We start from the raw sequence: 20,886 nt of genomic DNA, 5'->3' as shown, positions 1-20,886 counted from the left end.
CATTTATTTTTTATACTGGCTTGTTTTAATCGAACAGCACAATAGGCAGCCTTTATTTGTCTACCCTATTGAGTATGCATTAAAACGGTTAACCACTACAATATGAACTGGCTTAAATCCTTATTTCTAGAGATAGCGCCAAGTTTTTCTTCCACATATTGCGGGGTGATTGCTACCTTTTCCAGATTAATATCGGGTGCTTCGAAGCTCAGATCTTCAAGAAGCTTCTCAAGGATTGTCTGCAGCCTTCTTGCTCCAATATTATCTGTATTCTGGTTTACTTCATATGCGACTTCCGCTATCTTACGAATAGCATCGTCAGAAAATTCAATTTGTATACCTTCTGTTTCCAATAAAGCTTCATATTGCTTTGTCAGCGCATTATCCGGCTCAATCAGAATCCGGTAAAAATCCTCAACGGTCAGCTTAGTCAGCTCAACTCGAATTGGGAAACGGCCCTGGAGTTCAGGAATCAAATCGGAAGGCTTAGCCATATGGAATGCACCGGCGGCAACGAATAAGATATGATCTGTTTTTACAGGACCATATTTCGTATTAACCGTCGACCCTTCTACTACCGGGAGTATGTCTCTCTGGACGCCCTCCCTCGACACATCTGCGCTAGAACCGCCTGAATTCTTGCTGGCAATCTTATCTATTTCATCAATAAAAATGATGCCCGCCTGCTCTGCACGATTTGTAGCCTCCTGGGTAACTTCATCCATATCAATCAACTTTTGGGCTTCCTCATTGATCAATAATTTTCTGGCTTCCCTAACAGGAAGCTTTCTTTTCTTTCTCTTTTTTGGCATCAGGCCGCTTAGGGCATCCTGCATGTTCATACCCATTTGTTCCATTCCTGAGCCCTGGAGCATATCAAACATGGAAGGTGCCTGTTCTTCTACTTCTACTGTAACCAGTTCATCTTCAAGTTCACCTTGTTCCAGCTTCTGCTTGATGTTTTTCCTTTTTTCAAATAACCCTAAATCCTCTGATTGACTTGTATCTTGTTCAGGCTGCTGCTGGCTGCCGCCAAACAGCATTTCAAGAGGGTTTTTATAATTCACGGATTTTTTTGCAGATGGCACAAGAAGTTCAACCAAACGTCGATTCGCGTTTTCTTCAGCTGGTTCCTTAACCTTCTCGATCTTTTCTTCTTTTACAAGCCTGATTGAGGTTTCAACCAGATCCCTGACCATTGACTCGACATCACGTCCAACATACCCGACTTCAGTAAATTTGGTTGCTTCTACCTTGACAAAAGGAGCGCCAACCAACTTGGCCATTCTTCTGGCTATTTCCGTTTTACCAACGCCAGTAGGTCCAATCATCAGGATATTCTTGGGGATGATTTCATCTCTAATATTTTCAGCGAGCAATCCCCTGCGATATCTGTTTCTTAGAGCAACAGCAACGGCTTTTTTTGCATCCTTTTGTCCGATGATATACTGGTCCAGCTTTTCAACAATCTGCCTTGGAGTTAAATTTGTCGTTTGCTTCACACTTATCACTCCCCTTTTCATTACAGTTCTTCCACGATGATATTGTGGTTTGTGTAAACACAAATATCAGCTGCAATTTCCAACGAAGATTTCGCAATCTCTTTAGCTGTCAAGTGTTCTCCAGCATATTGCTTTAGTGCACGGCCAGCAGACAAAGCATAATTCCCTCCAGAACCGATCGCGAGTATGCCATCATCAGGTTCAATCACTTCACCTGTTCCTGAGATAAGAAGCATATCACTATCATTCATTACAATCAGCATAGCTTCCAGCCTTCTGAGGACTTTGTCACTCCTCCACTGCTTCGCAAGTTCTACCGCTGCCCTTTGAAGATTGCCGTTGTATTCCTCCAGCTTTCCTTCGAACATTTCAAACAAGGTAAACGCATCAGCGACTGAACCAGCAAATCCAGCAATTACTTTACCATTAAACAACTTTCGCACTTTCTTTGCTGTGTGTTTCATCACTACAGCATTCCCAAAGGTAACCTGGCCATCGCCAGACATCGCACATTGGCCTTTATGTTGAACTGCAAATATCGTTGTAGCATGGAATTCCGACATCTCTTCGTCCTCCTTTTGGCTTATGCCCTCGGATGATGGGACATATAAATACTCCGTAAGTGCTCCTTTGTAACATGCGTATAAACTTGCGTCGAAGAAAGGAAGGCATGGCCAAGCAGCTCCTGGACAGTCCTCATATCTGCTCCATTACTCATCAAATGTGTCGCAAAGGTATGGCGCAATTTATGAGGATGGATTTTTCCTGTCAGAGCCGACTTTTCAATCAGTTTATTCAGGACTTCCCTGATCCCTCGGTCTGTCAGTGGTCCTCCGCGGAAATTTAAGAATAAAAAGCCGTGGTCATCCTTACCTTGCAGCAGGTCTGGCCTTCCATTCTTTATGTAGTCAAAAAGGGCATCTTGAGCAAAACTTCCGAAAGGAACATATCTATCCTTTTTCCTTTTCCCATGAATTAAAACAGTCGAAAGAGATAAATCAAGTTCCTTCACCTGGATTTTACAGCACTCACCTACCCGGATTCCCGTTGCATAAAGCATCTCCAAAAGTGCTTTATTCCTTTTTCCTAACGCAGTATCGGTTTCACAAGCCTGGAATAGCTGAGATAGTTCCTCTTCGTAAAAAAAATCTGGCAGCCGCTTTTCCAGTTTCGGGATGGATACAAGGGAAAATGGATTATCAGTCACCATTTTTTCCCGGAGCAGAAACTTGTAAAAGCTGCGCATGCAGGAGATTTTCCTTGCCACTGATTTTCTTGATAGCTGCTGATCAAACAACTTTGTAAGATAAATCCGTGTATCGGCATACTCGATCTCATCCAGACTGGCCAACCCTTGTTCAGACATGAACAAAAAAAATTCCCTAATATCATGTTGATAATGTTCAATTGTATATTGTGAGTAATTTTTCTCGATTTGTAAATATTCAATAAATAACTTTAAAGAATTGTTCACATTTGCTTCCATTTCGTCACCTCACAAGGGCTACTAAATAGTATCATATTTGTATAGCCCTCGCAATATAAATTACAAATTTTTCACAAATTTCTGAATTGTTTCCAATGCTCTGGAAGCATGCTTTTCGTTACGTTCTTGCTTAGCCCTAATTTTCTCAGGGAGATCAGGGAAAAGTCCAAAGTTTGCGTTCATCGGCTGGAAGTTTTTCGCATTGGTTGTTGTAATATATCTGGCCATACTGCCCATCGCTGTTTCATGAGGGAATTCAACTGGTTCTTCTCCTTTTACAAGGCGTGCTGCATTAATTCCCGCAATCAAGCCGCTGGCAGCTGATTCTACATAACCTTCGACTCCTGTCATTTGTCCTGCAAAGAATAAATCCTCTCTATTCCTAAATTGATATGTCGCTCTCAGAACCTTTGGAGAGTTGATGAACGTATTGCGGTGCATGACGCCATAACGGACGATTTCCGCATTCTCCAGTCCAGGTATCAAGCTAAGCACTTCTTTTTGAGGACCCCATTTCAAATGCGTCTGGAAGCCAACTATATTGTAAAGTGTGCCCGCAGCGTCATCCTGCCGCAGCTGGATAACTGCATATGGCCTTTTCCCTGTTCTTGGATCCTCTAGACCTACTGGCTTCAAGGGACCAAACAACATTGTTTTTCTGCCTCGTTGTGCCATTACCTCAATTGGCATGCACCCTTCAAAAAAGATCTCTTTTTCAAATTCCTTCAGAGGGACTGTTTCAGCCGCGATCAATGCCTCGTAAAATCTGTCGAATTCTTCTTCTGTCATAGGACAGTTTAGGTAGGCAGCTTCCCCTTTGTCATATCTGGATTTCAGGTAAACTTTCTCCATATCGATGCTATCCTTCTCAATAATCGGCGCTGCAGCATCATAAAAATAAAGATATTCTTCTCCAGTGAGCTGTTTCAATTGTTCAGACAATGCTGGGCTAGTCAATGGGCCTGTGGCAATGACTGTAGGCCCTGCCGGAATTTCTGTGATTTCTTCATTAATAACCGTTACATTAGGATGCTCTTTCACCGAATTCGTAACGTGGGCAGCAAATTCGTGACGGTCAACTGCCAAAGCACCGCCAGCTGGAACAGCACATGCGTCCGCCGCCCCAATGATGACAGAGTTCAGCATCCTCATCTCTTCTTTTAAAACACCTACTGCATTTGTTAATGTATTAGCACGCAATGAGTTACTGCATACCAATTCGGCAAATTTATCTGTATGATGGGCAGGTGTCTGCTTTACTGGTCTCATTTCATATAGATTAACTTTAATGCCTCTCTCTGCAAGCTGCCAGGCAGCCTCACTTCCTGCCAGACCGGCACCAATGACATTTACTGTTGCTTCAGTCATATCTCTATTTCCTCCATTGCTAAAAAAAGTAGTCCCAATTGTAAAATTATGTCTTGGTAACAACATTAATTTTTGAATTTTAGGCAAAATCACACCAACAGCCTTATCAAAAAGCTTATTATACCATCTGCCTTAACATAAAGCTTCTATTATATACTCCATCTTACTTACTTTTCCCTGATACCTGTACATTTTGCACTTTACTATACGAAAAAGAAAGAAAAAAGTTTCAAATCATAAAAGCGCAAGCGCCTTGGTCAGCCCCGACATCTTCTATACAAACATAAAGAGTGAGCACTGGGCTCACTCTAGCTTTGGGGTTCTTCTTTGTAATCACATTCTGTACACTGAACCTGGACACCCTTTTTAAGCTTCTTCTCGACAAGCATATTTTCGCATTTCGGGCATTTTCTTGCAAGTGGTTTGTCCCAGGAAAGGAAGTCACATTCAGGGTAACGGTCGCAGCCGTAGAAAATGCGGCGTTTTTTGCTCTTCCGCTCGATGATATTGCCTTCTTCACATTTGGGGCATTTGACCCCGATCTCCTTGACAATCGCCTTCGTGTTCCGGCAATCCGGAAAATTGCTGCAAGCCATGAATTTACCGTACCGGCCCATCTTAAAGACCATCGGCGAACCGCAGTGTTCACAATCTTCTCCGGCAGGTTCGTCCTTGATTTCGATTTCCTGCATTTCCTTCTCCGCTACTTCGAGACTCTTTTCAAAATCACGGTAGAAATCATCAATGACTTTAACCCAATTGATTTTCCCTTCCTCAACATGGTCCAAGTTCTCCTCCATTTTAGCGGTGAACTCCAGGTCGAGGATTTCCGGGAAGAACTCAAGCATTAATTCATGAATGACCTCGCCCAGCTCTGTAGGAACGAATCGTTTATTATCAAGGGATACATACCCTCTTTTCTGGATCGTATCTAGAGTTGGCGCATATGTGGATGGCCGTCCGATCCCCATTTCCTCAAGCGTCCGGACTAGCCTCGCTTCAGTATATCTTGGAGGCGGCTGTGTAAAGTGCTGTTTCGGCTCGATTTCTTTTTTGATGACCTCGTCTCCTTCCTTAAGGTCTGGAAGGAATTTATCTTTTTCCTCAACCTGGTCATCAGTTCCTTCTACATATACCTTCATGAATCCAGGGAATTTAACTTTTGAGCCAGTAGCACGGAAAGTGATATCCCCATTCATTAAATCAACACTCATCGTATCCATGATCGCTGAAGCCATCTGGCTGGCTACAAATCGTTCCCATATCAGCTTATAAAGCCTGTACTGATCCCTTGAAAGAAATTCCTTTATCTTATCCGGTACTTTCAATGTGCTAGTCGGCCTTATCGCTTCATGGGCATCTTGCGCATTGGACTGCTTCTTTTCTTTTCTGGCTTCTGTCTGTACGAAATTTTCACCATATTCGCTAATGATAAACTCCTTAGCTTCTCCCTGGGCAACCTCAGAAATCCTGGTAGAGTCCGTCCTCATATACGTGATCAAACCGACTGTTCCTTCTTTTCCAAGATCGATTCCTTCATAAAGCTGCTGGGCAAGCATCATCGTCTTCTTCGCGCGGAAGTTAAGTTTTCTTGCTGCCTCCTGCTGCAAAGAAGAAGTGATGAATGGCGGAGCTGGATGTCGCTTCCTTTCTTTCTTCGTCACTGAATTCACTGTGAACTTGTTTCCCTTCACTTGTTTGAGAATGTTTTTCACATCCTCCTCTGACTTCAGTTCTGCTTTCTCTTTGCCGATTCCATAAAAAGAAGCTTCAAATGCATTTTTCCCTTTAAGGAATTCTGCACCAATTGTCCAATATTCCTCCGGCTCAAACGCGGCGATTTCTTTTTCGCGGTCAATGATCATCCGTAAGGCAACTGATTGAACCCGACCTGCGCTCAACCCCTTCTTTACTTTCTTCCAAAGAAGCGGACTGATATTATATCCTACCAGCCTGTCTAGTGCACGGCGAGCCTGCTGGGCATCTACCAGATCCATATTGATTGCCCTTGGATGTTTGAATGATTCCTTGATGGCATCCTTGGTAATCTCATTAAATACTACACGGCAATCAGAATGTACATCAACGTCGAGACTTTGGGCCAAATGCCAGGCAATTGCCTCCCCTTCTCTGTCGGGGTCGGCTGCGAGATAGACTTTCTTTGCCTTTTTAGCAGCTGATTTCAATTCCTTGAGTACGGGACCTTTCCCTCTGATCGTAATGTATTTTGGGTTATAATTGTTTTTCGTGTCAATTCCCATCTGGCTCTTAGGCAAATCTATTAAATGGCCCATAGAAGCTTTCACTTTATATTTTTTTCCTAGATAACGTTCAATCGTCTTAGCCTTTGCTGGCGATTCGACGATGACTAAAAACTCTGACATCCAATTGTCCTCCTTAGAGGTTTAAAATTATCATTAATTATTATATACATATCTTAAAATTGTCAAATTTACCCTTAAAGTAAACGGTTTCAACTAATTTGGGGATTTTAAAATACCTGATGCAAAATGTATAACAGTTTTAAAATTATTTCAACCTTTTTGTTGCAAATTTTAATATAAATCTAAAATCCTCTTTCAAAAGCAGGCTGAAAATCCAGCTTATTTGTGCAAATATTTTCACGACCTAGCCCCAATATAAGGCTTTTTAGCATTATATACATTTCTCTTCTTATCATTCCACATTACTTCCCGAGTTCCTCCAGGATATCTTCAGAAGTTCTGATCAATTTTGCACCCTGCTGAATCAAATAGTGGACGCCATCAGAGTCAGGGGTCAGGATACTACCAGGAACCGCAAACACATCCCGGCCTTCATTCAATGCGAAATCTGCAGTAATCAGTGATCCGCTCTTCTTCCTTGCTTCAATAACCAGTGTACCCATTGAAAGGCCGCTGATAATCCTGTTTCGCATTGGAAAATGCCATTTTGCCGGCCGAGTGGCTGGAGGATATTCAGATATAACCAGCTGATTTTCCATCATAAATTCTGCCAGCTTAATATTTTCCCTCGGGTACAAATGATCAAATCCCCCTGCAATGACCCCGATCGTCTTCCCTCCAAGCTTTATGGCTCCCTTATGGGCATGAGCATCAATCCCTTTTGCGAGACCACTGACAATCATTATGTCCCTCTCTATTAATGAAGGAAATAAGTAGTCAATTGTCTTGATCCCATATTCTGTCGCATTCCTCGAGCCAACGACAGCAAGGCTCTTATTCATCTGAAGCAAAGAGACGTCTCCCTTTGCGAAAAGAATCCAGGGAGGCTGATAGATGGTCTTAAGTCTAGCGGGATAATTATCGTCAAAAATAGTAATCAAGTGAATATTCTGTGAGGAATAATGATAGAGAAGTTGTGCTAGGGAAATTCGCTGATGGTCTCTGAGGAGTTTTTGGGTTTGAGGCAGATAGGAGGCATATCCGGTTTCTTCATTATTATTGCTGGCAGAATCGCGTTTCAGGATTGAGTATATCGCTTTCCAGTTTGCATGCCTGCTGTGGACAAGCTGGATTAGCTTCTTATTAAAATCATCCATTTTCATCCCCCTGGGATTAATAAACAGCCCCTCTAGTTAGAGGGACTGCTTGTTAAATTATATTAGTGAGTTTTACACTTGTCGTACAGACCTTGCTCTTTCAATACGCCAATCAAGGTTTCACCCATAACAGATGGAGTTTCAGCAACCTGGATGCCGCATTCGTTCATTACGCGAATCTTTTCGTCTGCTGTACCTTTTCCGCCAGAAATAATCGCACCGGCATGACCCATGCGCTTCCCTGGAGGGGCAGTTCTGCCGCCGATAAAACCGACAACAGGCTTAGTCATGTTAGCCTTCACCCATTCAGCTGCTTCTTCTTCAGCTGTACCGCCGATTTCACCGATCATGATGACAGCATATGTTTCTGGATCTTCATTGAATGCCTTAAGGACATCGATAAAGTTTGTTCCGTTAACTGGGTCTCCGCCGATACCAACAGCTGTAGACTGGCCGATCCCTGCTTGAGTCAACTGGTGTACTGCTTCATATGTCAGCGTTCCTGAACGTGATACAACGCCAACATGGCCTTTTTTATGGATATATCCAGGCATGATACCGATCTTGCACTCTTCAGGAGTAATGACACCCGGGCAGTTAGGACCAACAAGGCGTGTTTTCTTCCCTTCCATATAGCGCTTAACCTTAACCATATCCAATACCGGAATATGCTCAGTGATACAGATTGCTAAATCAAGCTCTGCATCAACAGCTTCGATAATCGCATCCGCAGCGAATGGAGCGGGTACATAGATAACAGATGCGTTTGCGCCTGTAGCATCGACCGCTTCTTTTACTGTATTGAAAACAGGAACGCCTTCTACTTCAGAGCCGCCTTTGCCTGGAGATGTTCCTCCAACAATTTTTGTACCATATTCAAGCATTTGTTTTGTATGGAAAAGGGCTGTTGAACCCGTAATACCTTGAACAATGACTTTAGTGTCTTTATTAATGAATACGCTCACGTCAAATTCTCTCCTTTCGATCCTACTTAACTAATGAAACGATTTTTTCAGCGCCGTCTGCCATAGATTCAGCCGCAATGATATTTAAGCCAGATTCGTTTAGAATCTGCTTTCCAAGATCCACGTTAGTACCTTCAAGGCGAACTACAAGCGGAACTTCCAGCCCAACTTGCTTTGCTGCTTCAACTACTCCTGTAGCGATAACGTCGCACTTCATGATGCCGCCGAAGATGTTAACAAAAATCCCTTTAACATTAGGATCCGAAAGGATGATTTTAAATGCTTCCGTTACTTTCTCAGCAGTCGCACCGCCCCCAACATCAAGGAAGTTGGCCGGGTCCCCGCCATAATGCTTAACGATGTCCATCGTTGCCATCGCAAGTCCTGCACCGTTGACCATGCAGCCGATATTTCCATCCAAAGAAATATAGCTAAGGTCGTACTTAGATGCTTCGATTTCCTTTGGATCTTCTTCCTCAAGGTCACGGTATTCAAGTATATCCTTTTGGCGATATAGAGCATTCGAATCAAAATTCAATTTAGCGTCAAGTGCCATAACCTGACCGTCGCCAGTAACGACAAGCGGATTGATTTCAGCGATCGAGCAATCCTTTTCGATATACGCATTATATAATCCCATCATGAATTTAACAGCCTGGTTGACAAGCTCTTTTGGGATATTGATGTTGAATGCGATGCGGCGAGCCTGGTAAGGCATAAGACCTAATACAGGATCGATTTCTTCTTTGAAGATTTTCTCCGGAGTCGCTTCTGCAACTTCTTCGATTTCGGTTCCGCCTTCTTCTGAAGCCATCAGGACAACATGTGAAGTAGCGCGGTCAAGTACAAGACCTACGTAGTACTCCTTCTTGATGTCACATCCTTCTTCGATTAACAGGCGTTTTACTTCCTTGCCTTCTGGACCAGTCTGGTGAGTAACCAGTGTCTTGCCAAGAATTTCAGAAGCATATGTACGTACTTCATCAAGGTTTTTCGCTACCTTGACACCGCCGGCTTTACCCCTTCCGCCAGCATGGATTTGAGCCTTTACGACAACTACTGAAGACCCAAGCTCTTTTGCTGCTTCAACAGCTTCGTCAACTGTAAAAGCAACCTTTCCATTCGGTACTTTTACCCCATATTTTCTGAGGATTTCTTTTCCTTGATACTCATGGACATTCATTTCCCATCCTCCTATCTATTAGAAAAACACACTGATCACTAAGAGTTACACGGTGATCATTCATTCTCCTAAGTAGAAAATATAATTCATTTAAATTTTGAAAAAATAGACTGCGCTTTCATTTTATATAATGAAATATTGATTGTCTACCTTTATGAATTAAATATTTCCTCATTTTAAATATTGCAAAAAAGCTTCACAGCCATAGACTTACATCATAAAAAGCCGGGATGATAACCTTTCCCGGCTTTTTGCGTCGAAATTATAGTTAAAAAAACTATTTTTGTTTCATTTATCGATACCAGAAAATATTAATTTCGCTTGCCTGTTTGCTGGTCGAGATGATAGATAAAGGAAAAAACCTCTGCTACTGCCTGGTATAACTCTTCTGGTATTCTCTCATTTAATTCCAGCTGCGACAAAACTTCGACAAGTGATGGGTCTTCCTGAATGGGAATGTCATGATTCTTTGCTTTCTCAATGATTTGCTCTGCTACGAGACCCTTTCCCTTCGCCATCACTTTTGGAGCGTCCATACTTCCTGCATTATATCCAAGTGCTACAGCTGTTTTCCTCGTGTGCTTAGGAGTCTTCATATTTTTATATCCACTCCTGAATATTCTTTTTGCCCATATAATTCTGACAGACTCCGCTGATTCCATACTGCCTTTGATTCTCCTGGAGTATGAAAGTGGACAGAGGATAATTTGTAATCCAGTTCAGACAACTTCTTTTTCAATATCGGCGTCATCTGTTCGGCCATTTTCTTCAAAAATGGATGATCATTAAAAATCTGTAAACTCATCACTCGATTCTGAACCTGCATATCGACGATTGTATCATCAAGATTCTGTAACTTCAGATAGAAGAGCACGCGGCAGTAATCAGCGTCTATTTTTCCGTCTTCGGTCCTTTTGCCACTCCACTGCATTGTCAGATCTCTCGCGTTTCCCCCAAGAATAAATGGAACCTGAACGACCAGCTGCTGGATGGGGCCTGCCTCCTGCGAAAGCAGCTGAAATCCTGTCAGTTTATTTAGAAGCGGCTCCGCAGCTTCCCTCACCACCGGCGGAGGATTCTCATTCAACAAACGAAGAAGCAAAGATTTAAGTGTATCCGGTACTTGGAGCCTTCCACTCTCCCCAGCCTTCATGGCTTCACTAAGTTGCTGTTCATAAGATAGTCCCAGAGCGGAAAGGAAGCTCTTAATCCTGGAATCAGTCAGCAGTGAAGTGCCATTTTCACCAGGCACTAGAGTAGGTTCAGTTTTGACAATTGCCTCCGTTAACAGCTGTGCCTGCACACCTGTCAACGGGATAGACTGCTGCCGGCTGGCTGCCTCCAATAACTTCACTCCAGCCTGCTTCCAGTCAGCTTCCCCCCTCAGCAACAGAGGTAGAGTCCTGCCATCATTGGTGAGTGACAATAACCCCTTAAAAGCCTGTAGCCCTTTCTGTAAATCTCCCTCTTTGCCATTTGTTTGGTCAACAAGGAGCCTAAGAGAGTCCAATATGCGGTTAACAGCGACTGTTTTATCGTTTGTAGAGCCTGTTAACAACTGTCTTGCGGCTGGAATTTCACCATTCTCCAAGAGAGTTATGACAGACTTAACGAACCTTAGTCCTGCAGGCAGATCCTCTTGCGCAGTCTCTAGACTTTGAAGTTTCGATAACATCTGTTGCAACACGTTGCTTTCCTCGTTTTTCGATGGAACCGCTCCAAACCGTTTAAGCAGATCCAGTGCAGCTTGACTTTCCTTTCCATTGTCCTTCAGCCATGCTGAAACCAGGTGGTTCAGGGCAGTCTCTGATGTCAGAGACCTGTTTGATGGCAGCATCTCGTTCAAAAGCCTTCTTAGGCTGGCACCTGTATCTGTTTGGTTCACGGATTCCAAAGCCTTTCCCAGCTGTTCCATAAGAAGCACCAGTGACTGTTCCTTGGTGATCGTAGATAGGGCGTCGAATGAAGACCTTGTGACGGGAATACCCCTTGTCAGCATCATTTTTATGGCATCCTGACCGGCAGACAGGGAATCGGCTGTTTTTAGCCATTCTGACGCCTGCTTAAGGAGATCAATGTTAACAGGGAGTTGTTCCTTTATGAAAAAACGGATGAGCTCGAGATTTTCCTTTGTCGGCTGCATTGAAAATTCGGCCAGGATTTTCGTAAGGTTTCCTGACTGGCCCTTATCCTCTCCACTTGCACTGATCACCTTTAAATGGACCTTTCCTTCTCCAGACTGGACCTGAAACCAGTAGCGTTCATTTGCTGACAATGGCACTTCTAATTGCGCTACCATGATCTGGTTCCCAATTTGAACTTGAGCTACTTGGTCAGGATAAAGTTTTACTATTTTACCATTAATGATTTGTCCTGGACGAAATTCAGCAGCTTTTGTCTGCTGTGTTGTCTTAAGGTTAAATAAGCTTTTCAGTGCTCCTGTTTCCATATTTCACCCGCTTTGCCTAGTTCTGCTGGATACACTCTCTTACTGGAGCGAATGTCTTCCTGTGGTGGTCTGTGACGCCGTGCTCTCTTAAAGCATTTAAATGCCCAGCGGTTCCATATCCCATATTTGCATGGAACCCATATTGAGGGAACCGGTTACCTAGCTCCTTCATCAGCCCGTCCCTTGTTACTTTGGCAATGATGGATGCTGCTGCAATGGAGATGCTCCTGGCATCACCTTTGATTAATGCTTCATATGGATAAGGTGTATCCAGGCTGACAGCATCAATCAATAAAAAATCAGGTTTGGTCTCTAACTGTGCAACAGCATTAAGCATTGCTTTTTTGCTGGCCTGAAGAATATTAATCTCATCAATTTCTGCAGCCTCGATGATGCCGACCCCGACAGACAAGGCTTCCTCAATAATGATTTTAAAATATTCTTCCCTTTTGGCTTCTGTCAGTTTTTTAGAATCATTGATTCCCAGAAGATAAAAGTTCTCCGGCAGGATGACTGCTCCTGCAACCACCGGTCCGGCAAGCGGACCTCTGCCAGCTTCATCAATACCAGCAATTAAATGGAAACCCTTAGATCGATATTCCCTCTCGAAGGAAGTCATGTCGATGAACTGCTGATGGACTTGCTTTCTTTGCTCTTCTTGCTTCTCCCACTTCATAACGAGTCTTTGGACACCCTTGCGGTTATCTTTTTTTAATTGCTCAATGAATCGGCTGTCAACATCCTCTTCACTGAATAACCGGCGATCGATTTCGCCGATAGTCAAATTTTCCATATTCAACTTCCCCTAGCTGCTTCTTTATTATGTATCGTCAGTAGGAACGAAAAATAAAGGCCCTGGTTTCAGGACCTTTATTTTTCTTCTTGTTTTTCTGTAACTTCATCTTTTACCAGATCCTGAGGCCTTTCAAAGGAAAGAGGTCCTAATTTTTCAGTACGTATTTCCCTGATTACCAGTTCAGCGACTTTATCATAGTCGACATAACCCCCTGGCATTCTGCAGCCACGGAAATCGCCAATCTGGTCAAAAAGTTCAACGATTTCCTCAGGCAGGGCAGACAGCTTGTATCTTTCCTGCAGACGCTCAGGATAGCGTTTTTCAAGGAACCTTAGTGCATATACGGCCAAATCCTGGAGATTAAGGATGGTATCCTTGATTGCCCCTGTGACCGCGAGTTTTGTTCCGACTTCCTGATCCTCAAACTTCGGCCATAGGATTCCAGGAGTATCAAGGAGTTCAAGTTCCTTTCCCACCTTAATCCATTGCTGGGCTTTCGTTACACCAGGCCTGTTTCCGGTCTGAGCGATATTTCTCCCGGCAAGGCGATTGATCAATGTCGACTTCCCGGCGTTAGGGATGCCCACGATCATGGCCCGTATCGCCCTTGGCTTGACTCCCTTTGACTTCAGCCGATCGAATTTATCTTTAAGCAGCACCTTAGATTCCTGTACAATCGGCTTTAATCCTGTCCCAGCCTGCGAATTGATTGCAAGAGCGGTAATCCCTTTTTCGCGGTAGTAGCGGAGCCATTCTTCCGTGACAGCCTTGTCAGCCATATCCGCTTTATTCAATAACACAATTCTTGGTTTGTGCTGAATGATTTCATCAATCATTGGATTCCTGGATGAATATGGAATCCTTGCATCCACCAGTTCAAATATCACATCAACAAGCTTTAATTTTTCCGTGACCTCTCTGCGAGCCTTGGCCATATGGCCTGGAAACCATTGGATCGTCAAAGCAGCCACCTCCTATCTGTTTTACATCTCTGTTATCGGCGGCCGGTCCCTATCTAGTCTATTGTTCTAATATCCTCAATTGGCCAGTAGATGACATTGGTTTTTCCCAGCACCTTTTCGAACGGTACAGTGCCAATGTGCCGGCTGTCCTTGCTGAATCGGCGATTGTCACCCATTACGAAAAGATGGCCTTCAGGGACTGTTTCTGTTCCAATCTTCTCTTCTAGCGTGAATGGATCAGTCAACGGACCATCGATCACCTGTTTTTTATATTCTTCCAAGTATGGTTCTTCATATGCTTTGCCATTCACATATAGCGTATCATTTTTATATTCTATCTTATCCCCAGGCAGGCCAATCACTCTTTTTATGTAATCCTTGTTCTCGGGTGCGTGAAAAACAATGATATCAAATCTTTCAGGCTCTCCGATTTTATAGCTTAGCTTATTAACGATCATCCGATCCTGGTCATGGAGAGTCGGCATCATCGATAATCCATCCACCACTATTGGTGCAAATAAAAAGTATCGAATCACTGCTGCTAGTACTACAGCAATGAGAAGCGCTTTCGTCCATTCCCACAGTTCATTCTTTTTTTTCTCGGCCATTCTTTTCCCACCATTCTAAAATAAATGTAGTTTGAGTACATAACTTTATTTTACATAAGTCAGTCAAGATAAACACGATGGGCGATGATTTTTTAATTTTTATTTAACATTACAATGAATCATGTTCCATTCTCGCGAGCAGAAACTGAATGAAAAAGGAGCTTGGCTAGGCAAGCTCCTTTTTGACATTCATTCTTATCGAATTTCTTTAATACGAGCTTTTTTACCACGCAGGTTGCGCAGGTAGTAAAGTTTCGCACGGCGGACTTTACCGCGGCGGATTACTTCAAGCTTCGCAATTTTTGGTGTGTGAACAGGGAAAGTACGCTCAACGCCTACTCCGTAAGAAACTTTACGTACTGTAAAAGTTTCGCTGATTCCACCGCCACGACGCTTAATCACTACACCTTCAAACAACTGGATACGTTCACGAGTTCCTTCAACAACCTTAACGTGAACACGTACAGTGTCACCAGGACGGAAAGATGGAAGATCAGTGCGAAGTTGTGCTTTTGTGATTTCTTCGATTAATTGTTGCATCGTTTTCAACTCCTCCCACGAATGCTCTTGCACACTTTCATTGCAGCGGAACATTGTTATAAGCAGCATAAAGCACGTTTGCTTCAAGCCACAAGAAGTATCTTAACATAAACTAGGCCTGACTGCAATATTATTCATTAAGTTTTACTAACTCATCCAGCCACTTTTTTTGCTGCTCGGTCAGATCTGCATCCTCAAGAAGATCTGGTCTTCGATTCATAGTTCTTCTCAAGCTTTCCTTCATCCGCCACTCATCAATCAGCTTATGATTGCCAGAGATCAGGACATCCGGCACCTTCATTCCCCGGAAATCAGCTGGTCTGGTATAGTGGGGATGCTCAAGCAGGCCAGTACTGAAGGAATCCTGGATGTGCGACTCTTCGCTCCCCAGCACACCTGGAAGAAGGCGCACTACACTGTCGATCACCACCATAGCCCCCAGTTCTCCTCCTGTCAGGACATAATCGCCGATTGAAATTTCATCTGTGATGACATGCTCACGGATGCGTTCATCATAACCTTCATAATGGCCGCAGATAAAAATTAAATGCTCTTCCTTCGCCAATTCCTCTGCTTTTTTCTGCGTATACCTTTGCCCCTGGGGACACATGAGAATCACTCTTGGTGAAACACTTTTTGCCCGTTCTCTTAAATCCGTTACTGCATCGAAAATAGGCTGCGGCTTCAATACCATCCCAGCGCCGCCTCCATAAGGATAATCATCAACTGTCTGATGTTTGTTATCGGCATAATCACGGAAATTGACTACATTATATTTAGAAGCCCCTTTTTCAGCCGCCTTTTTTAGGATTGAATGGCCGAAAACGCCTTCAAACATTTCGGGAAAAATAGACAAGACATCGATATTCATCATGAGAGAAGCCCTTCCATCGGCTCAATCAGAATCATCTTTTCTTTGAGGTCAACTTTTTTCACGATGTCTCCGATATACGGAATCAGTATTTCTTTGCCCTTCGATCCCTTTACAACCCATACATCATTGGCGCCTGGCGACAGTATCTCAATAACCTTGCCAAGTTCTTCACCTTCTGTAGTTACCATTGTGCATCCGATAATATCCTGGAAATAAAACTCGCCTTCCTCAAGTTCTCCTCTTTGAGTTTCAGGAACCTTCAGAATGCCGCCCTTCATTCTTTCCACCTGATTGACATTGTCATGGCCCTCGAATGTCAGCAGGTTGAAGTTTTTATGGGTCCTGTGGCTTTTCACTACAAGCTCCTCAGGATCCTTAGAACCAGGCATGAATAAATATAGAGTGTTGCCTATCTTATAACGCTCTTCGGGGAAGTCTGTCCTAGAAATCACTCTTACTTCTCCTCGGATGCCATGAGTATTGACGATCTTACCGACATTAAAAAATTTCTCCATTCTTTGATCACCTCTCGCGTATTTCGGCCACGATGCCATCTTTTACAATAATAGTCTTTCCTGAAAGAAACCCTTCCCACTGGTCACCTTCATTTATTTCAACGATGCCCTGCAGCTCTGTTTCTTTAATTTCACTCCCAAGCGGAAGAATATGTAGTTGTTCTATTTGAAAATCCAAAAGCTTGATCTTTTCTTTATGGACTTTAATTTCTTGTTCGAAATGCTTTTTCAAGGTTTCAGGCGGAAACTTTTTAGATTTTTCGAGTTTCTTCATCTCAAATTTAAGCTGGTCACATTCCTTCTGAAGCTGCCGTTTTTTTGAGTGATACTTTTGGTGGATTCTTTCCCTGCTTTCTTCTGTCAGCACCTGTTTGACGATAATCGTTTGAAGTACCTTCAAAGCATTTCCCCCTTAAAGCTAACATCCTTTATGGCTGCGAAAATCTGTTTTAGAAGTGACTTTTCCTATATTAAATAATCCATACCATAAATTCCCTTTTGAGTTAATGGTTCTAGTCATTATTCCTATGTCGACTGGAGCAATGCCAATGAACTCTTCGGTTATTCATTATACATTAATTCTTGATAAATAGAAAAAAGGAGGGTCACCCCTCCCTTTAAAATACAATCATATAGAGTTATCTCCATCTGCAAACGCAGCTGATTGTCATTCGACGATTTCCAAGAAAATCTTCTTTTGCTGTGACGAGCCTGCTGCATAGACTACTGTTCGAATCGCCTTTGCAACGCGTCCCTGCTTTCCAATTACTTTGCCCATATCACTTTTGTTGACGGAAAGCTTGTAGGTTACGCGCTGATCCTCTTCATGTTCATTGACATGAACATCTTCCGGAAAATCAACAAGTGGCTTCACGATCGTCTCGATTAATTCTTTCATGGGCGTGTCCACAATTACTTGCTAAGCTTTGAGTTGTGGAATTTTTCCATGATACCTTGTTTTGAGAACAAGTTACGTACTGTATCAGATGGCTTAGCGCCGTCGTTTAACCACTTAAGAACCAATTCTTCGTTAAGTTCAACCTGTGCTGGTTGAGCAACTGGGTTGTAAGTTCCTACAGACTCGATGAAACGGCCATCACGTGGTGAACGTGAATCAGCTACTACAATACGATAGAAAGGAGATTTTTTAGCTCCCATACGCTTTAAACGAATTTTTACTGCCATTTTAAATAAGCACCTCCGAATAGTTTCACACAAGATAGAATAATACCAAATTGAAAACAGCTTGTAAAGTGTTTTTTCTTTACAGACTGAAATTACCGGAATTTTACATGTCAAAAAGGATTGAACGGCAGTTTGAATCCGCCTTTTTTCTTGCCTTTTTGCTGCATGTTCGTCATCTGTTTCATCATCTTTTTCATATCTTCAAATTGCTTGAGCAGACGGTTGACTTCTTGGATGGATGTACCGCTTCCTTTAGCAATCCGTTTCCGCCTGTTGGCGTTGATGATTTCGGGATGAGTCTTTTCATTCGACGTCATCGACTGAATGATTGCCTCGACATGCGAGATTTGCTTTTCATCGATTTGAAGATTGTTCATGCCTTTGATTTTATTGGCTCCAGGCATCATTTTGAGAATTTCATCCAGCGGTCCCATCTTCCTAACCTGGCCAAGCTGGTCCAGGAAGTCATCAAGGGTAAATGATGCTGTGCGCATTTTCTTCTCAAGCTCTTTCGCTTTTTCTTCATCGACGTTTGCCTGGGCCTTCTCGATCAGGGTAAGGACGTCGCCCATACCAAGGATTCTGGAAGCCATCCTTTCAGGGTGGAATGCTTCCAGTGCATCAAGTTTTTCTCCAAGGCCGACAAATTTGATTGGCGTATTTGTCACGGCGCGGATGGAAAGCGCTGCACCGCCTCTAGTATCGCCATCAAGCTTTGTCAGGACTACCCCTGTCAAGCCTAACTGTTCATTGAAGCTCTGGGCTACGTTGACAGCATCCTGCCCTGTCATTGCATCGACGACAAGGAAGATTTCGTCCGGCTTGGAAAGCTCTTTAATTTGCTTAAGCTCATCCATCAGGTTTTCGTCAACATGCAGCCGGCCCGCGGTATCGATAAGCACATAGTCATTGTGGTCTTCCTTCGCTTTAGCGATCGCCTGTTTCGCGATCTCGACGGGGCTGACCTGGTCGCCTAATGAAAATACCGGCATGCTAAGCTGTTTGCCAAGCGTTTCAAGCTGCTTGATTGCCGCTGGACGGTATATATCCGCAGCTACTAGCAACGGCTTTCGGTTGTATTTTTTTCGAAGAAGATTGGCAAGCTTTCCGGTCGTCGTCGTTTTACCTGCACCTTGTAGACCGACCATCATGATGACTGTCGGCGGACGGCTGGAGGCAGCAATCTTGCTTTGCTCCCCACCCATCAACTCGGTGAGTTCTTCTTTTACAACCTTGATAACCTGCTGTCCTGGAGTAAGGCTTTTAACGACCTCCTGGCCAATTGCCCTTTCAGTGACCTTCTTTACAAAATCTTTTACAACCTTAAAGTTAACGTCTGCCTCAAGGAGAGCCAGACGGACCTCTCGCATCATTTCTTTAACATCCGCTTCGGATACCTTTCCTTTGCCGCGGATTTTTTGCATCGTATTTTGCAGTCGGTCGGCCAATCCTTCAAATGCCATATCATGTGCCTCCCTAGTCTAATTTCTCAATCTCATCTACTAGTTCTCCCAAAGCGCCGGGGTCTCCATTTTCAGCAATGAGCTCTCTCACTTTTGAAAGCAGCCCGCTTCGCTTCTGGAATTTGTCGAACAGAAGAAGCTTCTCTTCATACTCCTCGAGCATCGCTTCGGTACGTTTGATATTGTCGTATACAGCCTGCCGGCTAACATCATACTCCTCGGCAATTTCCCCAAGAGAGTAATCATCAAGATAGTATAGAGCCATATAACTGCTTTGTTTTGGAGTCAGCAATGCCTGATAAAAATCATACAAATAATTCATGCGGTTCGTTTTCTCAAGCATTCATATTCCCCCATGTTAAGTGAAATACCTTTACATTAAGAGTTTACACACGTTCGTCTTACCTGTCAAGAAAAGTTCTTTACAGCAATTTACTGGTAAATCAAGATTCTTCGGCTGTTTCTTCTTCCTCTACCAGGTCAGCGAACAGGCCATAAACATATCTTTCAGCGTCGAATTCCTGTAGGTCATCCATTTTTTCGCCAAGACCGACAAATTTTACCGGAATATTGAGCTCTTTGCGTATCGCTAGCACAATACCGCCCTTGGCTGTCCCATCAAGCTTGGTAAGCACAATTCCGCTTACGTCGGTTGCTTCCTTAAAAGTCTTAGCCTGAATAAGTGCATTTTGGCCGGTAGTTGCATCCAGAACGAGCAGAACTTCATGTGGTGCGCCCGGCACTTCGCGTTCAATCACACGCTTTACCTTTTCAAGCTCCTTCATTAGGTTGACCTTATTTTGCAATCTGCCAGCAGTATCACAGATTAGAATATCAGCTTTTCTTGATTTCGCAGACTGAACCGCATCATACATGACTGCAGCCGGGTCGGAGCCTTCTGCCTGCTTGATGACATCCACACCAACGCGATCGCCCCATACTTCGAGCTGCTCAATTGCCCCAGCACGGAAGGTATCTCCAGCAGCAAGAAGGACATTCTTCCCTTCGCTCTTGAATTTGTGAGCCAATTTGCCAATGGTCGTCGTTTTCCCTACCCCATTCACGCCTACGAATAATATAACAGTCAATCCGTCTTCCTGAATGTTCAGCCTGAACGATTCATCCTCAGTACCGTCCTCATAGATTTCTACAAGCTTCTCGGAAATGACTGCCTGTACATCCTTCGTATCCTGGATGTTTCTGCGCTTGACTTCTTTTTTAAGCTCTTCGACTAATTCCATTACGGTATCAAAGCCGACATCTGCCTGGATCAAAATTTCCTCAAGTTCTTCAAAAAACTCCTCATCCACCTTCCGGTAACGTGAAACAAGATCATTTACCTTGTTGGAAAAATTGTCTCTTGTTTTCGTCAGGCCATCTTTGAATTTCTCTGTAACACTTTCAGTCTGTGTCGAAAACTTTTCTTTTAATTTCTTAAAAAAACTCACA

Annotated in this window: 22 protein-coding genes; all 22 read right to left on the bottom strand. The window is 43.3% G+C overall.

Going from position 1 to position 20,886, the window contains the following annotated elements:
* Nucleotides 1-95: 95 nt before the first annotated feature.
* The 22 genes from hslU to ftsY all read right to left on the bottom strand — a co-directional run bounded on the left by hslU (nucleotide 96) and on the right by ftsY (nucleotide 20,885).
* Entirely contained in the window at nucleotides 96-1,523 is a 1,428-nt protein-coding gene (gene hslU, locus B5X77_RS13075) for an HslU--HslV peptidase ATPase subunit (RefSeq protein ID WP_176167311.1), read from the bottom strand.
* Nucleotides 1,523-2,065, bottom strand: a complete 543-nt coding sequence (gene hslV / locus B5X77_RS13070; protein ID WP_079508421.1) for an ATP-dependent protease subunit HslV — start codon at nucleotides 2,063-2,065, stop codon at nucleotides 1,523-1,525. The genes hslU and hslV overlap by 1 nt, the downstream gene beginning before the upstream one ends.
* Before the next feature lie 20 nt (nucleotides 2,066-2,085).
* Nucleotides 2,086-2,988, bottom strand: coding sequence for a tyrosine recombinase XerC (xerC, locus tag B5X77_RS13065; RefSeq protein WP_079508420.1), 903 nt, complete (start codon nucleotides 2,986-2,988; stop codon nucleotides 2,086-2,088).
* Between the two features lie 60 nt (nucleotides 2,989-3,048).
* Nucleotides 3,049-4,356, bottom strand: a complete 1,308-nt coding sequence (gene trmFO / locus B5X77_RS13060) for an FADH(2)-oxidizing methylenetetrahydrofolate--tRNA-(uracil(54)-C(5))-methyltransferase TrmFO (RefSeq protein ID WP_079508419.1) — start codon at nucleotides 4,354-4,356, stop codon at nucleotides 3,049-3,051.
* Between the two features lie 308 nt (nucleotides 4,357-4,664).
* Nucleotides 4,665-6,740, bottom strand: coding sequence for a type I DNA topoisomerase (topA, locus tag B5X77_RS13055; RefSeq protein WP_079508418.1), 2,076 nt, complete (start codon nucleotides 6,738-6,740; stop codon nucleotides 4,665-4,667).
* Nucleotides 6,741-7,042: 302 nt separating this feature from the next.
* The gene (dprA, locus tag B5X77_RS13050) at nucleotides 7,043-7,897 is read right to left on the bottom strand and encodes a DNA-processing protein DprA (RefSeq protein ID WP_079508417.1); all 855 of its coding nucleotides are present in this window, start codon (nucleotides 7,895-7,897) and stop codon (nucleotides 7,043-7,045) included.
* A 62-nt stretch (nucleotides 7,898-7,959) separates the two neighbouring features.
* Nucleotides 7,960-8,862, bottom strand: a complete 903-nt coding sequence (gene sucD / locus B5X77_RS13045) for a succinate--CoA ligase subunit alpha (RefSeq protein ID WP_079508416.1) — start codon at nucleotides 8,860-8,862, stop codon at nucleotides 7,960-7,962.
* Nucleotides 8,863-8,884: 22 nt separating this feature from the next.
* Nucleotides 8,885-10,045 carry an ADP-forming succinate--CoA ligase subunit beta gene (gene sucC / locus B5X77_RS13040; RefSeq protein ID WP_079508415.1) on the bottom strand — a complete coding sequence of 387 codons (1,161 nt, stop codon included), beginning with the start codon at nucleotides 10,043-10,045 and terminating at the stop codon, nucleotides 8,885-8,887.
* Nucleotides 10,046-10,356: 311 nt separating this feature from the next.
* A complete protein-coding gene (locus B5X77_RS13035; RefSeq protein WP_079508414.1) occupies nucleotides 10,357-10,641 on the bottom strand; it encodes an EscU/YscU/HrcU family type III secretion system export apparatus switch protein in 285 nt (94 codons plus the stop codon).
* Nucleotides 10,638-12,494 carry a hypothetical protein gene (locus B5X77_RS13030; protein WP_079508413.1) on the bottom strand — a complete coding sequence of 619 codons (1,857 nt, stop codon included), beginning with the start codon at nucleotides 12,492-12,494 and terminating at the stop codon, nucleotides 10,638-10,640. The genes B5X77_RS13035 and B5X77_RS13030 overlap by 4 nt, the downstream gene beginning before the upstream one ends.
* 16 nt (nucleotides 12,495-12,510) lie before the next feature.
* Nucleotides 12,511-13,287: a ribonuclease HII gene (locus tag B5X77_RS13025; protein WP_079508412.1), complete on the bottom strand. Its 777-nt coding sequence runs from the start codon at nucleotides 13,285-13,287 to the stop codon at nucleotides 12,511-12,513.
* Between the two features lie 77 nt (nucleotides 13,288-13,364).
* Nucleotides 13,365-14,252 (bottom strand): ribosome biogenesis GTPase YlqF, encoded by an 888-nt coding sequence (gene ylqF / locus B5X77_RS13020; protein WP_079508411.1) that lies wholly within the window; start codon nucleotides 14,250-14,252, stop codon nucleotides 13,365-13,367.
* Nucleotides 14,253-14,305: 53 nt separating this feature from the next.
* Entirely contained in the window at nucleotides 14,306-14,860 is a 555-nt protein-coding gene (gene lepB, locus B5X77_RS13015) for a signal peptidase I (protein ID WP_079508410.1), read from the bottom strand.
* Nucleotides 14,861-15,055: 195 nt separating this feature from the next.
* Nucleotides 15,056-15,400 (bottom strand): 50S ribosomal protein L19, encoded by a 345-nt coding sequence (rplS, locus tag B5X77_RS13010; protein WP_079508409.1) that lies wholly within the window; start codon nucleotides 15,398-15,400, stop codon nucleotides 15,056-15,058.
* Between the two features lie 130 nt (nucleotides 15,401-15,530).
* On the bottom strand, nucleotides 15,531-16,271 hold the full coding sequence (trmD, locus tag B5X77_RS13005; protein ID WP_176167413.1) for a tRNA (guanosine(37)-N1)-methyltransferase TrmD: 741 nt from the start codon (nucleotides 16,269-16,271) through the stop codon (nucleotides 15,531-15,533).
* A complete protein-coding gene (gene rimM, locus B5X77_RS13000; RefSeq protein WP_079508407.1) occupies nucleotides 16,271-16,789 on the bottom strand; it encodes a ribosome maturation factor RimM in 519 nt (172 codons plus the stop codon). The genes trmD and rimM overlap by 1 nt, the downstream gene beginning before the upstream one ends.
* A 7-nt stretch (nucleotides 16,790-16,796) precedes the next feature.
* Nucleotides 16,797-17,189, bottom strand: coding sequence for a YlqD family protein (locus B5X77_RS12995; protein ID WP_079508406.1), 393 nt, complete (start codon nucleotides 17,187-17,189; stop codon nucleotides 16,797-16,799).
* 267 nt (nucleotides 17,190-17,456) lie between these two features.
* Nucleotides 17,457-17,687, bottom strand: coding sequence for a KH domain-containing protein (locus B5X77_RS12990; RefSeq protein ID WP_023614919.1), 231 nt, complete (start codon nucleotides 17,685-17,687; stop codon nucleotides 17,457-17,459).
* Nucleotides 17,688-17,701: 14 nt separating this feature from the next.
* Entirely contained in the window at nucleotides 17,702-17,974 is a 273-nt protein-coding gene (rpsP, locus tag B5X77_RS12985; RefSeq protein WP_079508405.1) for a 30S ribosomal protein S16, read from the bottom strand.
* A 110-nt stretch (nucleotides 17,975-18,084) separates the two neighbouring features.
* Nucleotides 18,085-19,437: a signal recognition particle protein gene (ffh, locus tag B5X77_RS12980; protein WP_079508404.1), complete on the bottom strand. Its 1,353-nt coding sequence runs from the start codon at nucleotides 19,435-19,437 to the stop codon at nucleotides 18,085-18,087.
* A gap of 13 nt (nucleotides 19,438-19,450) precedes the next feature.
* On the bottom strand, nucleotides 19,451-19,780 hold the full coding sequence (locus tag B5X77_RS12975) for a putative DNA-binding protein (protein ID WP_079508403.1): 330 nt from the start codon (nucleotides 19,778-19,780) through the stop codon (nucleotides 19,451-19,453).
* Nucleotides 19,781-19,880: 100 nt separating this feature from the next.
* On the bottom strand, nucleotides 19,881-20,885 hold the full coding sequence (gene ftsY, locus B5X77_RS12970; RefSeq protein WP_079508402.1) for a signal recognition particle-docking protein FtsY: 1,005 nt from the start codon (nucleotides 20,883-20,885) through the stop codon (nucleotides 19,881-19,883).
* Nucleotide 20,886 lies beyond the last annotated feature (1 nt).

The sequence above is a fragment of the Mesobacillus jeotgali genome (genome assembly GCF_900166585.1).
GTDB lineage: Bacteria > Bacillota > Bacilli > Bacillales > Cytobacillaceae > Mesobacillus > Mesobacillus jeotgali_A.
This window is presented reverse-complemented; position numbering and strand designations above follow the sequence as displayed.

Coding starts and splice junctions, on each gene's coding strand:
- hslV (WP_079508421.1), bottom strand. CDS start 2,065: ATGTCGGAATTCCATGCTACAACGATATTTGCAGTTCAACATAAAGGC.
- trmD (WP_176167413.1), bottom strand. CDS start 16,271: ATGAATATCGATGTCTTGTCTATTTTTCCCGAAATGTTTGAAGGCGTT.
- ffh (WP_079508404.1), bottom strand. CDS start 19,437: ATGGCATTTGAAGGATTGGCCGACCGACTGCAAAATACGATGCAAAAA.
- lepB (WP_079508410.1), bottom strand. CDS start 14,860: ATGGCCGAGAAAAAAAAGAATGAACTGTGGGAATGGACGAAAGCGCTT.
- rpsP (WP_079508405.1), bottom strand. CDS start 17,974: ATGGCAGTAAAAATTCGTTTAAAGCGTATGGGAGCTAAAAAATCTCCT.
- sucC (WP_079508415.1), bottom strand. CDS start 10,045: ATGAATGTCCATGAGTATCAAGGAAAAGAAATCCTCAGAAAATATGGG.
- B5X77_RS13025 (WP_079508412.1), bottom strand. CDS start 13,287: ATGGAAAATTTGACTATCGGCGAAATCGATCGCCGGTTATTCAGTGAA.
- rimM (WP_079508407.1), bottom strand. CDS start 16,789: ATGGAGAAATTTTTTAATGTCGGTAAGATCGTCAATACTCATGGCATC.
- rplS (WP_079508409.1), bottom strand. CDS start 15,400: ATGCAACAATTAATCGAAGAAATCACAAAAGCACAACTTCGCACTGAT.
- topA (WP_079508418.1), bottom strand. CDS start 6,740: ATGTCAGAGTTTTTAGTCATCGTCGAATCGCCAGCAAAGGCTAAGACG.
- B5X77_RS12990 (WP_023614919.1), bottom strand. CDS start 17,687: ATGAAAGAATTAATCGAGACGATCGTGAAGCCACTTGTTGATTTTCCG.
- xerC (WP_079508420.1), bottom strand. CDS start 2,988: ATGGAAGCAAATGTGAACAATTCTTTAAAGTTATTTATTGAATATTTA.
- hslU (WP_176167311.1), bottom strand. CDS start 1,523: ATGAAAAGGGGAGTGATAAGTGTGAAGCAAACGACAAATTTAACTCCA.
- B5X77_RS12975 (WP_079508403.1), bottom strand. CDS start 19,780: ATGCTTGAGAAAACGAACCGCATGAATTATTTGTATGATTTTTATCAG.
- B5X77_RS13035 (WP_079508414.1), bottom strand. CDS start 10,641: ATGAAGACTCCTAAGCACACGAGGAAAACAGCTGTAGCACTTGGATAT.
- dprA (WP_079508417.1), bottom strand. CDS start 7,897: ATGGATGATTTTAATAAGAAGCTAATCCAGCTTGTCCACAGCAGGCAT.
- B5X77_RS13030 (WP_079508413.1), bottom strand. CDS start 12,494: ATGGAAACAGGAGCACTGAAAAGCTTATTTAACCTTAAGACAACACAG.
- trmFO (WP_079508419.1), bottom strand. CDS start 4,356: ATGACTGAAGCAACAGTAAATGTCATTGGTGCCGGTCTGGCAGGAAGT.